The organism is Methylobacterium sp. Leaf104, assembly GCF_001422885.1.
Classification (GTDB): domain Bacteria; phylum Pseudomonadota; class Alphaproteobacteria; order Rhizobiales; family Beijerinckiaceae; genus Methylobacterium.
In genome coordinates, this window is sequence record NZ_LMMZ01000041.1 from 1 (window position 1) to 20,107 (window position 20,107).

Consider the following 20,107-nt stretch of genomic DNA (forward strand, 5'->3'; position numbering starts at 1 on the left):
CCCGCCCAGAAATCCAGGCCCTAACCCCGCGCTCGTCTCAGGAGATGCAAAAGCAAGCCGCCAACCCCGTTGGCCGCCCGCCGATGAACCGGTGTATAAGCGGGGCCGGATTTCCTGTCAACAGCCGTTCCGACAAAAACATGACGCCCCCCTCAGGCGGCATCGCGCAGGTGTTCGAGGAACCGGCGCGCCTCCTCAGCGGGCATCGGCCGGCCGAGCAGGAACCCCTGCGCCTCCGTGCAGCCCTCCTGGCGGACCTGGGCCATCTGCGCCTCGGTCTCGATGCCCTCGGCGGTGATGCTGGCGCCGAGCTGCGTGCCGAGGCCGACCACGGCGCGCACGATGGCGGCGGTGCCCGGATCGGCGATCTCGCGCACGAAGGACCGGTCGATCTTGATCCGGTCGAAGGGGAAGCGCCGCAGGTAGCTCAGCGAGGAATAGCCCGTGCCGAAATCGTCGAGGGCGATCCGGACGCCGAGGGCGCGCAGGCGATGCAGGCAGGCGATGACCGCCTCGGCATCCTGCATCAGCACGCTCTCGGTGATCTCGAGCTCCAGGCGCCGCGCCGGAAGGCCAGACGCCAGCAGGGCGGCGACCACGCTCTGCTCGAGTCCGGACTGCCCGAACTGCACCGCCGAGACATTGACGGCGATGCGTCGGTCGCCCGGCCAGGCGGCGGCTTCGGTGCAGGCTTCCCGCAGCGCCCAGCTGCCGAGCTGGCGGATCAGCCCGGTCTCCTCGGCCAGGGGAATGAAGGCGCCCGGGGCGATCATGCCCCGCACCGGATGCGGCCAGCGCAGCAGGGCCTCGAAGCCCCGGACGGTGCCGCTGTCGAGGTGCAGGACCGGCTGGTAGTAGAGGCTGAAGCCGCCGGTGCGCACGGCCTCGCGCATCTCCAGTTCGAGGAGGTTGCGCTCGGTCGTCGCGGCGTCCATCGCCGCCTCGTAGAACCGGTACGTGTTCCGTCCCGCCGCCTTGGCCCGGTAGAGGGCGATGTCGGCGTTGCGGAACAGCGTGTCGGCATCGGCGCCGTCCTGGGCGCCGATGCCGATTCCCACGCTGACGCCGATCCCGACCCGGTGCCCGCCGAGATCGACGGGCTGCTCCATCGCCTCGATGACGCGGCGCGCCGCGAGCCCGGCCTCCTGCGGGTCGTCGAGATCGGCCAGGATGATGGCGAATTCGTCGCCGCCGAGGCGCGCGACGGTGTCGCCGTCCCGGACCACGCCGCGCAGACGGTCGGCGACCACGCGCAGCAACGCGTCGCCGGCCGGATGGCCGAGGGTGTCGTTGACCGCCTTGAAGCGGTCGAGGTCGCAGGCCAGCACCGCGAAGCGGCCTGCCCGCCGGTCCGCCCGCGCGAGGGCGTTGCTGAGGCCCTCCTTGAACAGGAGCCGGTTCGGCAGTCCGGTCAGGCCGTCATGCAGCGCCATGTAGGCGATCCGGCCCTCCGCCAGCTTGCGCTCGGTGATGTCCATCGTCAGGCCCACGACCTTGACCGGCTCGTTCAGCTCCGGGTCGGTCACGACGCGGGCGAAGCTCTGGAGCCAGCGCGGGGCGTCGCCCTCCGAATCCGCCAGGCGGAATTCCCCGTTGTAGGACGTGCCCTCGGCGAGGGCGCGGTAGACGTGGCCGTACAGGGCGGCGAGGTCGCCCGGATGGATGTGGCTGTCCCACACGCCGACGCTGACCTCCACCGGCGCGCCGGGGTCGTGGCCCTCCGGCACCGGGAGGCCGTACATCCGCGCGCTGTCGGCGGAGTGGCGGACGGTGCCGCCCTTCAGGTCCCAGGACCAGAGCCCGGCCCCGGCCGATTCCTGGGCGAGCCGCAGGAGGTTCGAGGTCTCCTCCAGGGCCTGTCGCGCCGCGACGATGTCGTCGATGTCGAGGGCCGTCCCGAGGAGGCCGACCATCACGCCGTCCTCACGGATCGGCAGCATGACGAGCTTGTGCCAGCGGTAGACGCCATCGTGCCGGAGCAGGCGTCCCTCGACCTCGTAGGCCTCGTCCCGCCGCCGGGCCTCGGCGAAGACCTGCTCCATCCGGGCGGCGTCGTCGGGATGGTTGCGGGAAAGGCGGGCCGCGCGGCCGGAGCCGATCGGCCCGTAATAGCTCTCGAAGCGCTGGTTGACGTAGGTCGCCTCCCCGTCGTGGAGGGAGACGACCCAGACGATCTGCGGCAGGGAATCGGCGAGCGCGCGGTAGCGGGCCTCGCCCAGGCGCAGGGCCTGCTCGGCGGCGACGCGCTCGCCGACGTCGCGCGCGGCGGTGATCGTCTCGACGGGCAGCCCGGCCTCGTCGCGCACGAGGCGCGTCTGCGCCTCCACCCAGATCCAGCGCCCGTCGCGGTGGCGCAGGCGATGGATGATGCGCGCCGTCTCGGTCCGCCCGGTCCGGAACGCCTCGAGGAACGCGATCGTGGCGGCCCTGTCGTCCGGATGCAGCGAGGCCTCCAGGGGAAGGTTCAGCATCTCCTCGGGACTGTAGCCGAGGAGGTCGCGCGAGGCCGGGGAGACGTAGGTGCGCACGTTCGCGACGCTGCGCCGGACGATCATGTCGGAGACGGAATCCGCCAGGATTCGGTAGCGGCGCTCGCCCGCCCGGGTGCGGGCCTCGGCCGCCCGGTGCTCGGTGACGTCGGTGAAGGTGTGGAGGACGCCGCCGTCGGGCAGGGTCACGCCCCGCACCTCGAGGGTGGTACCGTCCGGACGCGGCCAGTCGATGCGCAGCGGCGTCCAGGCGCCGGCGGCGTCGCGCAGGCGCGGCTGGCCCGCGGCCGAGGGCGGCATCGCCGAGAAGTCGCCGCGCTCCGACAGGCGGGCGAGGATGTCGGACAGGCGCGCGCCCTCGCGCAGCACCGTCTCGGGCAGGTCGAGGAGGTGGCGGGCCCGGGGATTGAGCAGGCGGACGCAGCCCTGCGCGTCCATCATGATCAGCCCCTGGTCCATCGTCTCCAGGGTGGCCCGCAGGCGCAGGTCCTTCTCGCGCAGGCGCGCCTCGGAGAGGGCGAGATCGGTGACGTCGAGGACGAGGCCGTAGAGCGCCGTCAGGCGCCCGCCGGCATCCCGCTCGACCGCGCCCTGGACGATCACGTGGCACAGGCTGCCGTCCGGGCGGAGGATGCGGGCCCGTCCCTGGTAGGCGGCGTTGCCGGGGCCGGTGCTGTCCAGGGCGGCGGAGATGCGCGCCGCGACCGCCGCCCGGTCGTCCGGATGATAGAAGGCGAGATGGTCGTCGAGGGCGAGTTCGCCGCCGGGCGGCATCGGCCGCCCGAAGACGCCGCAGATGCCCTGGGACCAGGACACGGTCCGGGTCCGGGCATGGATGCGCCAATAGCCGATATGGGCGACGGCCTCGGTCATCCGCTGGGCATCGACCACGAGCTTGAGATCGGCGGCCTTCGCGGCCAGGAGGGTTTCGGTGCGCTGGCGCTCGGCCCGCTCGATCTGGCTCGCGCGCTGCGCCGCGCTGAGCCGGAGATGGGCCTCGACGACGGTGCCGAGGTCGCGCAGCTGCGACACCCGCGCCGCGTCGAAATCGTCGCGCGGGACCGTGTCGATCAGGCAGAGGGTGCCGAGGGGCAGGCCGTCCGACAGGGCGAGGGGCACGCCCGCGTAGAAGCGGGCCCGAGGCTCCCCGGTGACGAGGGGACTCGCCGCGAACTCGGCATCGGCGAGAATGTCGGGCAGCACCAGCACCGCGCCGGGCGCGCCCAGGATGGTGCGGTCGCAGAAGGCGCCGGCCCGGGGGAGGGTGCCGCCATCGGCGACGCCGCAGCGGGCCTTGAGCGTATAGGTGTCGCGGCCGGCAAGGTTCACGAGGGCGATCGGCACGCCGAACAGGGCGCAGGCCGTCCGGCAGACGGCATCGAGATGCGCCTCCGGCGTGCACTCCAGGAGCCTCAGGTCGTTGAGGATGGCCAGACGCTGCGCCTCGACACTGGAGCTCGGCACGACAACCCTTTCTCGCCGACGCACAGCTCGCGGACTCTCCGCGTTCCGCGTCTCATGACCTGGATGCCGGCGTGACCCGATGTCGATGACAGGTTCGGGCCGGTACAGGATGGATCCCGGCCAGTCCTGCGGTCGCCCGCGACGGAACCGCCCGACGCGGGATCATGGGCTGCCAGCCTTTCACTTTCCTTTATGTTCGGGAGATCCTTGCGGTGCCGGCGCCGCGCCGGCGCTCAGGCCGGGAGCAGCAGCCGGACGCCGAGGCCGCCGAGGTCCGAGCGGGCGAGGTGAAGCCCGCCACCGTAGAGTTCGGCGAGTTCCCGGGTGATCGACAGGCCGAAGCCGTGGCCGGGCACGCTCTCGTCGAGGCGCCCGCCGGGCCGCACCGCGCGGGCGGCCGCCTCCGCGTCGAGGCCGGGGCCGTCATCGGCCACGGTCACCGCGACGCCGGCCTCCGTGGCGGCCGCGGTGACCCGGACGCGGCCGCGGCTCCACTGGCAGGCATTGTCGATGAGATTGCCGAGCATCTCGTCGACGTCCTGCGGATCGCAGGCCACGGCGAGGCCGGCCGGCAGGTCGAGGTCGATGGCCAGTCGCTTCTCGGCATAGAGGCGCCCGAAGGTGGTCCGCAGGTCGGCCAGCGGTCCGGCGAGTTCGGTCCGGGTTCGGGTGCCGCCGCCGAGGGCCGCGGCCCGCGCGCGCCGCAGATGGTGGCGCACCTGCCGGTCCATGGCGCCCACGAGGTCGGCGAGGCCGCCATCCGGGTCGCGGGTCCGGTCCGACAGGGCGAGGGTCAGGGTGGCGAGGGGCGTCTTCAGGCCGTGGGCGAGGTTCGCCACATGGGTGCGGGCGCGCTCCAGGTTGGCGGCGTTCTGGTCGAGGAGGGCGTTCACCTCGCCCACCAGGGGCCGGATCTCGGCGGGCTGCTTGGCGGGAATCCGGTGACGCCTGCCGGCCCGTACCTCGGCGACGTCCCGGCGCAGGCGCTCCAGGGGCCGGAGGCCGAGGCGGACCTGCGCGACGGTGCCGGCCACGAGGCAGAGGCCGAGGATGCCCAGGATGGCGGCGAGGGCGAGGCCGGCCTCGCGCAGGGGTCCGTTCAGGGCCTGGGCCGGGGCCGAGGCCACGAGGTGCGCCGGCGGACCGCCTCCCTCCGGGGGCAGGACCCGGATGCGCAGGATCAGGGACTCGTCCCAGGGGCCGGTGCCGTCGCCGGGCTCAGGCCGGTCCGGGTCCCTTTCGCGGGGCGGGCGCGCCGGCCCCGGCAGGCGCAGGTCGCGCCCCTCCAGGGACTCGGACCGCAGGGTGTCCTGCCCCTGGCGGACCTGCCAGTACCAGCCGGAGCGGGGGCGATCGAAGGGCGGCCCGTCGAGGGCGCGGTCGAGCCGCAGGCGCTCGCCGGGGCCGCGCTGCAGGCTCGCCGCCAGGGCGACGAGCTGGCTGTCGAGGCGGCTGTCGAGCTGGGCCCGGACGAAGCGGTGCAGGACGAGCCCGATGGCGAGGCCGGCGACCAACAGGGCCGCGGTGACGAGAGCGAGGGCGGCCAGGAGCAGGCGCCGCTGCAGGGAGCCGAGATGAAGGAACCCGACGGGCTTGGCCGGGACCGGCTTCTCCGGAGGGTCGGGCCGGTCCGCCGGTCCGGCGACGGCGCGGAGCCTGCCCGGCGGGGTCATGCGGGATCGCCCGGAAGCAGCCGGTAGCCGTGGCCGCGCACGCCCTCGATCCGGGCGGGGGCGATCTTGCGGCGCAGGCGGGTGATGATGACCTCGACGGAGTTCGAGTCGACGTCGGCGTCGCCGTCGTAGACCCGCTCGATCAGCTGTCCGCGCGGCATCACCCCGTCCTTGTGCAGGATCAGGCAGGAGAGCACGCGCCATTCCAGGCCGGTGAGCTTCAGGGGCAGGCCGTCGCGCTCGAAGGTGCCGAGACCGGATTCATAGCTGAGGGGGCCGCAGGTGACCCGGGAGGCGCCGTGCGCCGTCGCCCGGCGGACCAGGGCGCGCAGGCGGATCACCAGCTCCTCCACCCGGAACGGCTTCACGAGGAAATCGTCGGCGCCCGCCTTGAAGCCCGCGACCTTGTCGCTCCAGCCGTCCCGCGCCGTGAGGATCAGGACCGGCATCGTCCGGCCCGCCGCCCGCCAGGCCTGAAGAACCGAAAGGCCGTCGCGCTTGGGCAGGCCGAGGTCGAGCACCACCGCGTCGTAGGTCTCCGTCTCGCCGAGATGCTGCGCGTCCTCGCCGTTCGCCGCATGGTCGAGGGCGAAGTTCTCGGCCCGCAGGGCCTTGGCGATCTCGGCGGCGAGCGGCGCATCGTCCTCCACCAGCAGGAGTTTCATGGGATCGGATCCGGGAATGGAAGGGCGGAGGCGGGACGGCGAGCGGCCTACGCCGCGTCGTTTAACGGGGGCTGAACCGTGCGGTTCAGTCCGGGTTCGCGTCCCCGTCCTAGAACGGCGTCAACCCGAGAGGGCAAGCGCCGAACCCGAGAAGGACAGGCACCATGACCACGACCATTCCGACCAACGAGACCGCCCACCCCGCGTCCGCCCCGACCCCGAAGCGCTCCCGCCGGGCCCTCGTGGTCGGCGCGATCGCGGCGCCCCTCGCCTTCGGCGCGATCGGCCTGTCGCTCGCCCAGAACGGCTCCGCCGTGATGACGCCGGTGGAGCCCACCGCGATCGCCGCCCTGAAGGCCTCGGGCGCCATCGCCGCCAAGGGCGACGTCGCCGAGGTCTACGGCAACAAGTTCGTGATACAGGACGGCACCGGCAAGGCGCTGGTCGAGACCGGCCGCCAGGGGGAGGGGGGCACCCTCGTGAAGCCCGGTGAGGCCGTCACCGTGCAGGGCCGGTTCGAGAACGGCTTCCTCCACGCCGTGCTGATCACCCGCGCCGACGGCAGCCGGATCCTGGTCGGCCCCGCTGGCGGCCCGCCCCGCGGCCCCCTCGACTGGGCCAGGGACCGGGTCGGCCTCGGCGCGAAGCCCGACCTGCCGGCCCTGACCGCCCAGGTCGCCGCCGCCGGCTATTCCGACATCCGCGTCACCGGCCGCGGTCCCCGTCACCTCGAGGTCGCGGCCCGCGGCAGCGATGGCCGCGAGCGCCAGCTCCATGTCGGCTTCGACGGGCAGGTCCGCGAGACGCGCGCCTTCTGAGACCCCGAACGCCCCCCTTCCACCGCAACCGATGGGACCTCGATCATGACCAAGACCACCGCCCTCCTCAGCGCCGCCGCGATCCTCATCGCCAGCGCGGCCATCGCCCAGCCGGTCCCGCCTCCGGGCGGCCCGCGCCCCGGACCGGAAGCCGGCGCCCCGCCCCCGGTCGGCCCACGCCGCGGTCCCGACGCGCCGCCCCCGCCGCCTCCGCCGAAGGCCGCGCATTTCCGCCTGGAGCGGGGCGAGACCGCCATCGACGTGAAGTGCGCCGACGACGAGCCGATGAAGGCCTGCGCCGACCTCACCCTGCAGATGCTCGACCGCCTCGCCGCGGTGCCGAGCCAGCCGAAGCCCGACGCCCCCCGGCCGGACGCGCGCTGAACGCGCGCGCCCCGCGATCGACGGCGCGGCGGCTCGCGGGGCCGCCGCGTCCCAGCCACATCGGAAAGAGAGATGTCCATGCCCGAGATGCACAGCACCCACGGAACGATCTGGGCCCTGTTCGGCCACCGCCTCGCCCTCGAGGGACCCGACGGCCGAATCCTCGTCGATCTCGGACCGGAGGGCGCCAGGGCGCTGGCCGGGCGGTCGGTGACCCTCGAGGTCGGCGACGCGGTCGCGGTGACCGGCGAGCGCAGGCCCACGGAGATCAAGGCCGCCGCGATCACGGGGCCGGACGGCCTCCGTCACGCCATCGCCCATCCCGGTCCGGAGGGACGGGACGAAGCTTCGGCCGACCCGGCGACGGCCCTCGCGGCACTGCGCCAGGCCGGGTATCGGGTGGATGGGGTGCCGGTGCGCAAGCCGAAGCATTTCGAGGTCCGCGCCAGCAAGGATGGCGGACACTACGCCGTGCACGTCACCTTCGCGGGCGTCATCCGCAAGGCCAAGGCCCTGCCGGACAGCAATGTCCGAGCCGGCTGACGCCCCGTTATGGCGCGATGTCGCAGCGTGACCAGGGGCACGCGACGCGAGACTGCCTTGCGCGATACATCTTCCGCGCGGGTCCGGAGACATGCTAGGCGCTCATTCGTAATTGCCTTCCGAGGAGACTTCTGCATGTCCAACCTGTCCCGTCTCGCCGTCGTCCTGGGGGCCGCCGCCCTCGCGCTTCCCCTGGCGATCCCGGCCTCGGCCAAGGGCCCGGGCGCGTCGAAGGTGATCTCGATGGTCGACACCGACAACGACGGCACCATCGACCTCAAGGAGGCCCAGGCCGTGGCCGGCGCCCTGTTCGACAAGCTGGAATCCGACAAGGACGGCACCGTCGACGCCAAGGAGCTCAAGGGCCGCGTCAGCAAGAAGGCCCTCAAGGCCGCCGATCCGGATTCGGACGGCACCCTCGACAAGAACGAGTTCCTCGCCCTGGTCGAGGCCCGCTTCAAGGCCGCCGACCCGGACAACGACGGCACCCTCGACGCCAAGGAGTTGAAGACCCCCGCCGGCAAGGCACTGGTCTCCCTCCTCAAGTAAATCCGGCCGGGTGCCCGAGGCACCGGATCCAAGAGGCTTCCACGACGGCCCGGCGCCCCCAGCGCCGGGCCGTTCGCGTTTCAGGGCCCGGGAAAGCTCACGCGCGGAATCACGGCGAGGATTGACCCGAGGCGGCAGTTCAGAACATTCCAGGCTGGCATGCCATTCGCGAACAGCGTTTGCCGATGGTCGGGCGCCGAAACGAAGGCCGGTTCATGGAATTTTTCGCCCAGCAGTTCATCAACGGCCTGACGCTCGGGTCGATCTACGGTCTGATCGCCCTGGGCTACACCATGGTCTTCGGCATCATCGGGATGGTGAACTTCGCCCACGGCGACGTCTTCATGCTCTCCTCCTTCATCGCCCTGATCTTCTTCCTCATCCTGACGTCCTGGCTCGGGCTCACCTCGGTCGCCCTGGTGTTCCTCATCGTGCTGGTCCTCGCCATGATCCTCACGGCCCTGTGGGGCTGGGCGATCGAGCGGGTGGCCTACCGGCCCCTGCGCGGCTCGTTCCGCCTGGCGCCGCTGATCTCGGCCATCGGCGTGTCGATCTTCCTGTCGAACTTCGTCCAGGTGGTGCAGGGCGCCCGCAACAAGCCGGTGCCACCGCTCGTGCGCGACGTCATCGTGCTCTACCAGAACGAGCAATACACCGTGACCCTGTCCTACAAGCAGGCGATCATCATGACGACGACGGCGCTGCTGCTCGCCGGCTTCTGGTACCTGGTGCAGCGCACCTCCTTCGGGCGGGCCCAGCGCGCCTGCGAGCAGGACCGGCGCATGGCCGCACTCCTCGGCATCAACGTCGACCGGACGATCTCGCTGACCTTCGTGCTCGGCGCGGCGCTGGCCGCCGTGGCCGGCACCCTCTACCTCCTCTACTACGGCGTGGTCTCGTTCTCGGACGGGTTCGTGCCCGGCGTGAAGGCCTTCACGGCGGCGGTCCTCGGCGGGATCGGCTCGCTGCCCGGCGCGGTGCTCGGCGGCCTGATCATCGGCCTGATCGAGACCTTCTGGTCGGCCTATTTCTCGATCGAGTACAAGGACGTGGCCGCGTTCCTCATCCTGATCGTGGTGCTCATCTTCAAACCATCCGGCATCCTCGGACGCCCCGAAGTCGAGAAGGTCTGACCATGGCGACAGGATCGACCATCGGCGCGGTGGCCCCCACCGTCGGCCGCGGCTCCGGCGCGGCGTTCGCCGAGATGCTCAAGGATTCGGCACTCTTCGCCCTGGTGACCCTCGGCCTGAGCATCCCGGTGGTGGCCTACCGGACCGATCTCGGGCAGGGCACCGGCCTCGAGCTCACCGGCCGCTGGGGCGTCGTCGCGGGCCTGTGCCTCGCGGTGTTCGTCCTGCGCCTCGGCCAGCGCATGATCCTCGGCGAGGTCTCGCGCCGGCGCGAGGCGCATCGGATCGCCACGGCGGGGGCGCCCCCGGTGGTGGGCCGCGCCGGCCGGGTCCTCGGACCGCTGACCCTGGCCGTGGCGCTGACCCTGCCGCTGCTCGCGGCGCTGGGCTCGGGCGGCCTGTCCGAGGGGCGCTACTGGATCGACCTCGGCATCCTCATCCTCACCTACGTCATGCTCGGCTGGGGCCTGAACATCGTCGTCGGCCTCGCCGGGCTCCTCGACCTCGGCTACGTCGCCTTCTACGCGGTGGGGGCCTATTCCTACGCGCTGCTCTCCACCGTGTTCGGGCTGTCCTTCTGGATCTGCCTGCCGCTGGCGGGCCTGTTCGCGGCGGCCTTCGGCGTGCTCCTCGGCTTCCCGGTGCTGCGCCTGCGCGGCGACTACCTCGCCATCGTGACGCTCGCCTTCGGCGAGATCATCCGCCTCGTCCTCATCAACTGGGTCGATTTCTCCGGCGGCGCCGCCGGCCTCTCCTCGATCCCGCGGGCGAGCTTCTTCGGGATTCCCTTCACGGCCGGGGAGGGCGGGTTCGCCCAGACCTTCGGACTGACCTTCAACCCGATCCACCGGATCATCTTCCTCTACTACCTGATCCTCGCGCTGGCGCTGATCACCAACCTGGTGACGCTGCGCATGCGCCGCCTCCCGCTGGGGCGCGCCTGGGAGGCCCTGCGCGAGGACGAGATCGCCTGCCGGTCGCTGGGCATCGACACCACCATGACCAAGCTGACCGCCTTCGCGCTCGGCGCGATGTTCGCGGGCTTCGCGGGCTCGTTCTTCGCCGTGCGCCAGGGCTTCGTCAGCCCGGAGAGCTTCAACTTCCTGGAGAGCGCGATCATCCTCGCCATCGTGGTGCTCGGCGGCATGGGCAGCCAGGTCGGCGTCGCCATCGCGGCGATCGTCATGGTCGGCGCCCCGGAACTGCTGCGCAACCTCTCCTTCCTCAAGGCCGTGTTCGGCGAGGGCTTCGACCCGAACGAGTACCGCCTGCTGCTGTTCGGCCTCGCCATGGTCTGCATGATGGTCTGGCGCCCGCGCGGGCTGATCTCCGAGCGCTCGCCCTCGGTCCGCCTCGGGGGGCGCGGCGCATGACCCTCGCCACCGGCACCACCCGCCTCGCCACGGTGCAGGACGAGCCCCCGGCGGCGATGCCCGGCGGCCCCGTCGACCCGATCCTCGTGGTCGATCACCTGACCATGCGCTTCGGCGGCCTCACCGCCGTCGGTGACCTCTCCTTCAAGGTCGGGCGCGGCGACATCACCGCGCTCATCGGCCCGAACGGCGCCGGCAAGACCACGGTCTTCAATTGCATCACGGGCTTCTACAAGCCCACCGAAGGCATGATCCGCCTGAGGCAGGAGGGCGGCGAGACCTACCTGCTCGAGCGCCTGCCGGGCCACGACGTCAACCGCCTCGCCCGGGTCGCGCGCACCTTCCAGAACATCCGCCTGTTCCCGCAGATGACCGTGCTGGAGAACCTGCTGGTCGCCATGCACAAGCCCCTGATGCGGGCCTCTGGCTTCTCGCTCGCGGGCATCCTGGGCCTGCCGGTCTACCGCCGGGCGCAGGAGGCGGCGATCGCCAAGGCCGCCGCCTGGATCGAGCGCATCGGCCTCACGCACCGGGCCGACGAGCCGGCGGGCGACCTGCCCTACGGCGACCAGCGCCGCCTCGAGATCGCCCGCGCCATGTGCACGGACCCGGTGCTGCTCTGCCTCGACGAGCCGGCGGCCGGCCTCAACCCCCGAGAATCAGCCGACCTCAACACCCTGCTGCGGATGATCCGCGACGAGTACGGCACCTCGGTGCTGCTGATCGAGCACGACATGTCGGTGGTGATGCAGATCTCCGACCGCATCGTGGTGCTCGATTACGGCATCAAGATCGCCGACGGGACGCCGGACGAGATCCGCAACGACACCCGGGTGATCGCGGCCTATCTCGGGGTCGACGACGAGGAGGTGGCGGCCGTGGAAGCGGAAGTCGGCTTGGCGGGAACCTCTGCGGGAACCACAGCATGAGCGTCGCGGGCATCAACGTGATGGTGGACGAGACCCGCGCCCGGATGGGGCAGGCGGACATCCAGGCCGGCCAGGGGCCGCTCCTCAGCGTGCGCGGGGTCTCGGCCTATTACGGCAGCATCCGCGCCCTGAAGAACGTCGACATCGACGTGCACGAGGGCGAGATCGTCGCCCTCATCGGCGCCAACGGGGCCGGCAAGTCGACCCTGATGATGACGATCTTCGGCCAGCCACAGGCGCGCGAGGGCACCATCACCTTCGCGGGGCAGGACATCACCAAGCTGCCGACCCACGAGATCGCGCGGCTCAACCTGGCGCAGTCGCCGGAGGGACGGCGGATCTTCTCCCGCATGACGGTGCGCGAGAACCTGCAGATGGGCGCGGCCGTCAACGGGGGGAAGCATTTCGCCGAGGACCTCGAGCGGATGTGCACCCTGTTCCCGCGCCTGCGCGAGCGCATCGACCAGCGCGGCGGCACCATGTCGGGCGGCGAGCAGCAGATGCTGGCCATCGCCCGCGCGCTGATGAGCCGGCCGCGCCTGCTCATGCTGGACGAGCCTTCGCTGGGCTTGGCGCCCCTGGTGGTCAAGCAGATCTTCTCCGCCGTGCGCGACCTCAACGCCCGCGAGGGGCTGACCGTGTTCATCGTGGAGCAGAACGCCTATCATGCCCTCAAGCTCGCGCATCGCGGCTACGTCATGGTCACCGGGGCGGTCACGATGAGCGGCACCGGCCAGGCGCTGCTCGACGACCCGCAGGTGAAGGCCGCCTACCTCGAAGGGGGATCGCACTGAGCATGGCCGACGCTCTCAGCCTCGATGGGCGCACCCTCGGGATCTTCCTCCTCATCACCGTGGCGATGGGCGGGGGGGCGGCCTGGATGACCGGCAGCGGGCTCGCCCGCGGCTGGCGCCCGTTCTGGCACTGCGCCCTGGCGCTCCTGCTCATCGCGGCGGTGACGCGCTTCCTGCACTACGCGCTGTTCGAGGATCCGCTGCTGTCGCTGCCGGCCTATTGCGTCGATGCGGCATTCGTCCTCGCCATCGGGGCCGTCGCCTACCGCTACACCCGCACCGGACAGATGACCCGGCAATATGCCTGGCTCTACGAGCGCACCGGACCGCTGAGCTGGCGGGACCGGACGAGCGCGCCGACGCCGTGAGGCGTGGCGCTTGGACCACCCCCGCAGGGGGCCACTTCGCGTGTCATGCGCCGACATCGCCGGACGATCCGCCCGGCGCGGCGCTTCGAGAGGGGAAACGGGCATGAAGTCATTGTTGTCGGCCGGCGTCGCGCTCGGCCTGATGCTGGCGGCGACGGCCGCCCAGGCCGAGATCAAGATCGGCGTGGTGGTTCCGGTCACCGGCCCGAACGCCGCCTTCGGCGCGCAGATCAAGACCGGCGCCCAGCAGGCCATCGCCGACATCAACAAGGCGGGCGGCGTCAACGGCGAGAAGCTCGTCATGACCGTCGGCGACGATGCCTCCGACCCCAAGCAGGGCGTGTCGGTGGCCAACAAATTCGCCTCGGAAGGCGTGAAGGCCGTGGTCGGCGCCTTCAACTCCGGCGTCTCGATCCCGGTCTCCGACGTGCTGCAGGAAGCCGGCATCGTCGAGATCAGCCCGGCCTCCACGGCGATCAAGTATACCGAGCGCGGCAACTGGAACACCTTCCGCACCTGCGGTCGCGACGATCAGCAGGGCGCCGTGGCGGGCGCCTACCTCGCCGACAAGTTCAAGGGCAAGAAGATCGCCTTCGTCCACGACAAGACCCCCTACGGCAAGGGCCTGGCCGACGAGACCCTGAAGGCCCTGAAGGCCAAGGGCGGCAGCAACGTGCTCTACGAGGGCATCAATCCCGGTGAGAAGGACTTCTCGGCCCTGGTCTCGAAGCTGAAGCAGGCCAATGTCGACGTGGTCTATTTCGGCGGCCTCTACACCGAGGCCGGCCTGCTGATCCGCCAGATGCGCGACCAGAGCCTCCAGGCGCCGCTGATGGGCGGCGACGGCATCGCCGATCGCGAGTTCGCCCAGGTGGCGGGCCCGGGTTCGGACGGCACCCTGATGACCTTCTCGCCGGACGCCCGCAAGAACCCGAAGTCGAAGGCGACCGTCGACGCCTTCAAGGCGATGAACTTCGATCCCGAGGGCTACACCCTCTACTCCTACGCCGCCACGCAGATCCTGGCCGACGCGATGAAGGCCACGAAGTCCACCGACGGCCAGAAGGTCGCCGCCTACATGCGCGAGGGCAAGCCCTTCAACACGGTGATCGGCGACATCGCCTACGACAAGAAGGGCGACATCACCCGGCCGGACTACGTGATGTACATGTGGAAGAAGGGCGCCGACGGCTCGATCAACTACGCCGGCAACGAGCAGCCGTAAGCGGCGCCGGCTTCGTCGCCGACCGGGGCCGGGGGAGCGATCCGCCGGCCTTTTTCGTGCGCGACCGTGAAGGCTCCGGCGCCGGGCGCGACGAACCTGCACACCCCGTCAGTCGGGAACAGCGCCCGATCGGTTCGGTTGGTCGAAGCGTTGGCGCCTGCGAAAAGGCCCACCCCGACGGGAGCAGACATGTCCGATAAGCACCTGAAGACCGACGTCCCGAGCGACGCCGACCTCGAGGGCAATCCGGGGATCGGCCAATCGAAGGGCATGACCGGGCACGATCCGAACGACGTCGCGGCGGATTCCACCGTCGAGGGCGACGTCGACAACGAGACGACGCCGGAGGGCGGAATCGACCCGGGTCATCGCCCGCGCAAGAACGCCTGAGGCCTTCGGCGATGCGAGCGGTCGAAGCCAGCGCTCCGTGACGCCGGGACGACGAAGCGGTGACCGTCCGGCCACGAGTCGCCCGGTCACCGCATGCCAGCCCTGCCCCTCTCGGCGGATCCCGAGGGTTAACGGGTCGTGTTCGTTCGGGTAGGCCAAGCTGTGCCGTAGTATCGGCCTCGCACTTGAGGAGCCTGGATGACCAAAGACGTGCAGCACGATCGCTCTGCCTCGCCGCTCGCATTCGTCTCCGACGAGATCTTCTCTTCCCCTCAGACCCGAAGCCCGGACGAACCGGGTGAAATCGCTCCGGCGCCCGAGTCGGATCCACAGTCCAGCGCGACCTTCGACAGCGACAGCTTCGAGGGCTTCGGCTCCTTCGGCTGATCCGCGCGCGCAGCGCCTTCGCATCCGGCGGATGGCGGGGCGCGAGGGCGCTGCGCGCGAGCCGACGAGGGAGGCCCCGCAGTTCGCGGCACGGCTCGGCCACGGACGAGCCCCGCTCCCGCCATGTTCCCCCGTTCTGTGTCGCGGGATTATCGAAGCGGGAACAGCCGATGTCCTTTCTCTCGAACCTGCCCATCGCCGACTTGATCGCCAGCTACGGCTACCTGGCGATCTTCGTCGTCATCGCGCTGGAGAGCGCCGGCGTGCCGCTGCCCGGCGAGACGATCCTGATCTCCTCGGCGGTCTATGCCGGCAGCACCGGCCAGCTAAACATCGGCCTGATCATCCTGGCCGCCGCGGCGGCCGCGATCCTCGGCGACAATCTCGGCTACTGGGTCGGCCGGCGCTGGGGCATGCCGCTCCTGCTGCGCTACGGCCACCTCATCGCCCTCGACCACGGCCGGCTGAAGCTCGGGCAGTACCTCTTCCGGGAGCATGGCGGGAAGATCGTGTTCTTCGGCCGCTTCACCGCGATGCTGCGCGCCTACGCGGCCGTGCTCGCCGGCGTGAACAAGCTCGATGCGCGCCGCTTCCTGATCTTCAACGGCCTCGGCGGCATCGCCTGGGCGACGATCATGGGCTTCGGCTCGTATTTCTGCGGCCGCTCGATCGAGCACATCGCCGGTCCGGTCGGCCTCGCGCTCCTGGCGCTGGTGATCTTCGGCGGCCTCGCCCTGTGGCTGTTCGTGCGCAAGCACGAGACCCGGCTCCTCGCCGAGGCCGAGACCGCGATCCCCGGCCCGCTGGCCTGACGGGTCGCCGCCGGCAGGGGCACGAAAACCCGCCGCTCCGCGAGGAGCCGGCGGGTTCTTCATGGGCGAGGATTGCTCGTCCGGACGAGAGCGATCGAACGCGTTCGGGAGAAATGGAGGATCGCGGGCAGCGGGGTCGGCGGCTCCGAGGCGCGCCTGACCGCAAGGTCACCGTGTCCGCACGCGTCGCCTCAACAGAGAAGCGCTCAGGTAAGCCAGACTACAGCGATGTCTTGGAGAAGGAATGGCTCCCCGAGCAGGACTCGAACCTGCGACAAAGCGATTAACAGTCGCTTGCTCTACCAACTGAGCTATCGGGGACCGCGATCGGGGGTCTACACAGCGTCCGGCCGGGACGCAAGGGTGTCCGGACCGGTGATTTGACGATTCCGTCACATTTTTTAGCCCGCCCCGGCACGGGCGCGCCGGCGCCCCGAGGCCGGCGGAGGGCGCCGCGCCGGGGTCCGCATCCTTTTTTCCAAGATCGTCTTTCCAAGATCGTCCAAAGGCCGTTGCCCTTTCGCATGGGGCTCTGCTAGAGACCCCTCTCCCCGCGCCGGCCGCCCGGACGGGGATCGCCGGATGAGCCCCTCGGGGCGGCGCGACAGAGGCCTCGTGGCGGAGTGGTTACGCAGAGGACTGCAAATCCTTGTACGGGGGTTCGATTCCCTCCGAGGCCTCCAACTTCATCCCCTGCCGGTTCGATCCGGCTCCCCGTTTCCCGATCCTCCCGTCCCGACGTCTGTGCGGCGAACGCGACCGCGCGGATACGGATGATTCCGGGGGCCGCGTGTCAGCGCCGCGCCTCCGGGAACCTTGCGTTTTCGCGACCGATCCACGACAACCCGCAAGCTTCGGCGTGGCCGTCCGGCCGCCCGGAAGGACGAGAGTGGCGCACGGCGCCGGCCCAGGGTCGAGGGAAGACGGCATCCATGCTCGATTACGCGCAGGCGCGACGCCTCATGGTCGATTGTCAGCTGCGGACCTTCGACGTGAACGACGTCGCGGTCCTCGACGCCTTCGGTGAGGTCGCCCGCGAACGGTTCGTGCCGCAGGGCCGCGAGGACTTCGCCTATATCGACCAGACCCTCCGTCTCGGCCGGCCGGGACGCGCCATGCCGGCGCCGATGCTGCTGGCGCGCATGGTCCAGGCCCTGGCGATCCAGCCGGGCGAGACGGCCCTCGACGTCGGCACCGGCTACGGCTACGGCGCCGCGATCCTGGTCCGCCTGGGCGCCGAGATCACCGCCCTCGAATCCGACGGCGACCTCGCGGCGGGCGCTCGAGCGCGTCTCGCCGACCTCGCGCACATCACGGTCGTCGAGGGAGCGCTGGAGGCCGGCGCTCCGCAGGCCGCCCCCTTCGACGCGATTCTCGTGAACGGCCGGGTGGAGACGCGCCCGCAGGCACTCCTCGACCAGTTGAGGGACGGCGGTCGCCTGGTCTGCGTGATGGGACGGGACCGGGCCGCCAAGGCGACCCTGTTCGTGCGGGCCGGCGACGCCTTCGGATCGCGCCCGCTCTTCGACGCCGCCCTCCCGGCCCTGGGCGCCTTCGCGGCCGAGGCCGACTTCGCGTTCTGAGACCGTCCGGCCTCCGACCGCGCGCCCGATCCGCGTCGTCCGCCGCGCGCGCCCGGCCGCGGGCGCATCCTGCTTCCTGATTAAGCCTTCGGGGGTGTCGCTTTTTTGCGGCACCCACGCTCGATTCGCGCCGCGGACCGGAACCAACCGGTGCTCTGGCGGCCAAGGTCGAGTAGTCTCCGCAGCGAGGCGGGCAATCCGGGACCGCGCCCAGGCGCGGCGGCCACTCCGTGTGGTCGTCCGGTTCATCGAAAAACCGCAAGGGTTGATGAGCGTGAGAGATTCGAAACCTGCGATGCGCACGAGGCTTCGGCCGGCCGGCCTCGCCGCACTGGCCCTCGCATTCGCGAGTCCGGCCGGCGCCGAGACGCTGGAGAGCGCACTCTCGCGGGCCTATGCCGCCAATCCCGCCCTGAACTCGGGCCGCGCCGGGGTCCGGGCCACCGACGAGACCGTTGCCCAGGCCAAGTCCGGCTATCGCCCCACGGTCAGCATCGACGCGGACATCGGCCTCACCCAGAGCCAGGGCAGGACGCTGGGCACCCAGCTCAACCAGGTCACGAGGCCCGGCGGCGCCGGCCTCACCGTCAACCAGACGCTGTTCAACGGCTTTCGCACCGACAATCAGACCCGCCAGGCGGAATCCGACGTGCTCCGCGTTCGGGAGGCGCTCCGCGCCACCGAGATGAACACGCTGTTCAACGCGGCCCAGGCCTACATGTCGGTCCTGAGCGACACGGCGAACCTGGAATTGCGCCGGAACAACGTCGAGGTCCTGGAAGAGCAGCTTCGCCAGACCCGCGACCGCTTCAACGTCGGCGAGGTGACCCGCACCGACGTGGCCCAGGCCGAGGCCCGCCTCGCCGGCGCCCGCTCCGACGTCAGCGGCGCCGAGGCGACCCTGCGGGCCAGCATCGGCACCTACCGCCGCTTCATCGGCGTGGAGCCGCGCCAGCTCGCCCCCGGACGCCCCCTGGACCGCTATGTCCCGCCCAGCCTCGACGCCGCGATCAATATCGGCCTCAAGGAACATCCGCAGATCCTCTCGGCCCTCCATCTCGTCGATGTGTCCGAGGCGCAGGTGAAGGTCCTGGAGGGCGCCCTGTACCCGACGGCCGGCCTGCAGGGCTCCGTCCAGCAGCGCTACGACACCCAGTTCCCGGGCGACAACGCGGTCAGCGCCTCGATCGTGGGCCGCCTGTCGATCCCGCTCTACGAGGGTGGCCAGACCTATTCGCAGATCCGCCAGGCCAAGGAAACGGTCGGGCAGCGCCGGCTCGACGCCGAGGATACCCGCGACCAGATCCGGGCCGCCATCGTCTCCGCCTGGGGCCAGCTCGAGGCGTCCAAGGCGCAGGTGATCGCCTCCCAGGCACAGGTGCAGGCCAACGAGGTGGCGCTCAACGGCGTCCGAGAGGAAGCCCGCGTCGGTCAGCGCACCACCCTCGACGTGCTCAACGCCCAGCAGGAACTGCTGAACGCCCGCACCAACCTGATCATCGCCCAGCGCAACCGGGTGATCTTCTCCTACGGGGTCGTCCAGGCGGTGGGGCGCCTGACGGTGCGCTTCACGGCGCTGCCGGTGGCGGTCTACAGCCCCAAGGAGCACTTCGATCAGGTCAAGGATCTCTGGTACGGCGTGCGCACGCCCGACGGCCGCTGAGGCCAGGGTCCGGAGCGAACGCCCGGGCCGCGATTCTCCGGAGACCGCGGCTCCGCCCGAGCGTGTCGCGGCGGCGCGGGCTTATCCCGTGCCGCGCTGCGCCCGGCGCTTGTATCGGAGCGGGAGCGTGAAATACTCGGCGCCTACCGCAACGGTTTACCCCAGATCCCGAGCATCGTCCGGATGAGTGCAGCGAGCCCCAAGGCATCGGACACGGCCCAGGAACCCTCGATGGAGGAGATCCTGGCGTCGATCCGGCGCATCATCGCCGACGATCAGATCGCCAAGGCCGAGGTGGTCGCGCCGCAGAAATCCGCGCCGCCGCCCCAGAACGACGACGTGCTGGACCTCGCCGAAGTCGCCCAGCCGGTGCGCAAGCCCATTCCCCTCGACGAGCCCGAGATCGCGTTCCGCAAGGAGCCGATCGAGGACGGGCAGATCGATTTCGACGCGATCTCCTTCGACGACGACGAGCCGGATTTCGAGCCGCTCCCGCCGCCGCGCCCCGCCCCGGTCGAACCGCCCCGCCCGGCGCCGCAGCCCGCTGTCCGCGCGCCCGATCCGGAGCCGACGCCGACCGAGCGGCTGACCTCGGCCGTCACCGACGCCAGCGTCGCCCAGGCCTTCCACATGCTCTCGAACACGGTGATGAGCAGCCAGGCCCGCACCCTGGAGGAACTCGTGCAGGACATGCTCCGGCCGATGCTGAAGGGCTGGCTCGACGACAACCTGCCCGGCATGGTCGAGCGGCTGGTCCGGGCCGAGATCGAGCGCGTCGCGCGGGGCCGCTGAGGTCGAATCGCAGGGCTCGCGAGTTGACGCGAGGGCCTCGACGGGTTGAAAGCGGGCCGGCCTCCGCTTCCCC

The 20,107-nt window shown here is 71.0% G+C and carries 19 protein-coding genes and 2 tRNA genes; 17 read left to right on the top strand and 4 right to left on the bottom strand.

Features of this window, described 5'->3' with window-relative positions:
• Positions 1-152: 152 nt before the first annotated feature.
• From ASF49_RS21780 to ASF49_RS21790, 3 genes are all read right to left on the bottom strand, one after another.
• Complete coding sequence (locus tag ASF49_RS21780) at positions 153-3,953, bottom strand: EAL domain-containing protein (protein ID WP_056477990.1); 3,801 nt, start codon at positions 3,951-3,953, stop codon at positions 153-155.
• Between the two features lie 233 nt (positions 3,954-4,186).
• Entirely contained in the window at positions 4,187-5,626 is a 1,440-nt protein-coding gene (locus ASF49_RS21785; RefSeq protein WP_082511476.1) for a sensor histidine kinase, read from the bottom strand.
• A complete protein-coding gene (locus tag ASF49_RS21790) occupies positions 5,623-6,291 on the bottom strand; it encodes a response regulator transcription factor (protein ID WP_056477992.1) in 669 nt (222 codons plus the stop codon). The genes ASF49_RS21785 and ASF49_RS21790 overlap by 4 nt, the downstream gene beginning before the upstream one ends.
• 164 nt (positions 6,292-6,455) lie before the next feature.
• Between ASF49_RS21790 and ASF49_RS21795 the strand changes: the two genes are divergently transcribed.
• From ASF49_RS21795 to ASF49_RS21855, 13 genes are all read left to right on the top strand, one after another.
• The gene (locus ASF49_RS21795; RefSeq protein WP_056477994.1) at positions 6,456-7,109 is read left to right on the top strand and encodes a hypothetical protein; all 654 of its coding nucleotides are present in this window, start codon (positions 6,456-6,458) and stop codon (positions 7,107-7,109) included.
• A gap of 45 nt (positions 7,110-7,154) precedes the next feature.
• A complete protein-coding gene (locus ASF49_RS21800; RefSeq protein ID WP_056477996.1) occupies positions 7,155-7,493 on the top strand; it encodes a hypothetical protein in 339 nt (112 codons plus the stop codon).
• A 72-nt stretch (positions 7,494-7,565) separates the two neighbouring features.
• Positions 7,566-8,036, top strand: coding sequence for a hypothetical protein (locus ASF49_RS21805; protein WP_056477998.1), 471 nt, complete (start codon positions 7,566-7,568; stop codon positions 8,034-8,036).
• Between the two features lie 135 nt (positions 8,037-8,171).
• Positions 8,172-8,585 (top strand): EF-hand domain-containing protein, encoded by a 414-nt coding sequence (locus tag ASF49_RS21810; RefSeq protein ID WP_056478000.1) that lies wholly within the window; start codon positions 8,172-8,174, stop codon positions 8,583-8,585.
• Positions 8,586-8,800: 215 nt separating this feature from the next.
• Positions 8,801-9,718, top strand: coding sequence for a branched-chain amino acid ABC transporter permease (locus ASF49_RS21815; RefSeq protein WP_055959172.1), 918 nt, complete (start codon positions 8,801-8,803; stop codon positions 9,716-9,718).
• Positions 9,719-9,720: 2 nt separating this feature from the next.
• Positions 9,721-11,091: a high-affinity branched-chain amino acid ABC transporter permease LivM gene (gene livM, locus ASF49_RS21820; protein WP_056478002.1), complete on the top strand. Its 1,371-nt coding sequence runs from the start codon at positions 9,721-9,723 to the stop codon at positions 11,089-11,091.
• Positions 11,092-11,147: 56 nt separating this feature from the next.
• A complete protein-coding gene (locus ASF49_RS21825) occupies positions 11,148-12,020 on the top strand; it encodes an ABC transporter ATP-binding protein (RefSeq protein WP_056478201.1) in 873 nt (290 codons plus the stop codon).
• Complete coding sequence (locus ASF49_RS21830) at positions 12,017-12,814, top strand: ABC transporter ATP-binding protein (protein ID WP_056478004.1); 798 nt, start codon at positions 12,017-12,019, stop codon at positions 12,812-12,814. Before ASF49_RS21825 ends, ASF49_RS21830 begins: the two co-directional genes overlap by 4 nt.
• Before the next feature lie 2 nt (positions 12,815-12,816).
• On the top strand, positions 12,817-13,182 hold the full coding sequence (locus tag ASF49_RS21835) for a DUF6867 family protein (protein ID WP_056478006.1): 366 nt from the start codon (positions 12,817-12,819) through the stop codon (positions 13,180-13,182).
• Positions 13,183-13,285: 103 nt separating this feature from the next.
• Positions 13,286-14,407: a branched-chain amino acid ABC transporter substrate-binding protein gene (locus tag ASF49_RS21840; RefSeq protein ID WP_156653148.1), complete on the top strand. Its 1,122-nt coding sequence runs from the start codon at positions 13,286-13,288 to the stop codon at positions 14,405-14,407.
• A gap of 189 nt (positions 14,408-14,596) precedes the next feature.
• Positions 14,597-14,797 carry a hypothetical protein gene (locus ASF49_RS21845; RefSeq protein ID WP_056478008.1) on the top strand — a complete coding sequence of 67 codons (201 nt, stop codon included), beginning with the start codon at positions 14,597-14,599 and terminating at the stop codon, positions 14,795-14,797.
• A gap of 198 nt (positions 14,798-14,995) precedes the next feature.
• Entirely contained in the window at positions 14,996-15,184 is a 189-nt protein-coding gene (locus ASF49_RS21850; protein ID WP_056478010.1) for a hypothetical protein, read from the top strand.
• A gap of 170 nt (positions 15,185-15,354) precedes the next feature.
• Positions 15,355-15,996, top strand: a complete 642-nt coding sequence (locus ASF49_RS21855) for a DedA family protein (RefSeq protein ID WP_056478012.1) — start codon at positions 15,355-15,357, stop codon at positions 15,994-15,996.
• A 245-nt stretch (positions 15,997-16,241) separates the two neighbouring features.
• Here the strand turns inward: ASF49_RS21855 and ASF49_RS21860 are convergent.
• A tRNA-Asn gene (locus tag ASF49_RS21860) sits at positions 16,242-16,317 on the bottom strand.
• Between the two features lie 288 nt (positions 16,318-16,605).
• Here ASF49_RS21860 and ASF49_RS21865 point away from each other — a divergent pair.
• The 4 genes from ASF49_RS21865 to ASF49_RS21880 all read left to right on the top strand — a co-directional run bounded on the left by ASF49_RS21865 (position 16,606) and on the right by ASF49_RS21880 (position 20,034).
• Positions 16,606-16,679 (top strand) — tRNA-Cys (locus ASF49_RS21865).
• 249 nt (positions 16,680-16,928) lie between these two features.
• Positions 16,929-17,579 carry a protein-L-isoaspartate O-methyltransferase family protein gene (locus tag ASF49_RS21870; RefSeq protein WP_056478014.1) on the top strand — a complete coding sequence of 217 codons (651 nt, stop codon included), beginning with the start codon at positions 16,929-16,931 and terminating at the stop codon, positions 17,577-17,579.
• Positions 17,580-17,847: 268 nt separating this feature from the next.
• On the top strand, positions 17,848-19,242 hold the full coding sequence (locus ASF49_RS21875; RefSeq protein ID WP_056478016.1) for a TolC family outer membrane protein: 1,395 nt from the start codon (positions 17,848-17,850) through the stop codon (positions 19,240-19,242).
• A gap of 231 nt (positions 19,243-19,473) precedes the next feature.
• Positions 19,474-20,034 (top strand): PopZ family protein, encoded by a 561-nt coding sequence (locus tag ASF49_RS21880; protein WP_056478018.1) that lies wholly within the window; start codon positions 19,474-19,476, stop codon positions 20,032-20,034.
• Positions 20,035-20,107 lie beyond the last annotated feature (73 nt).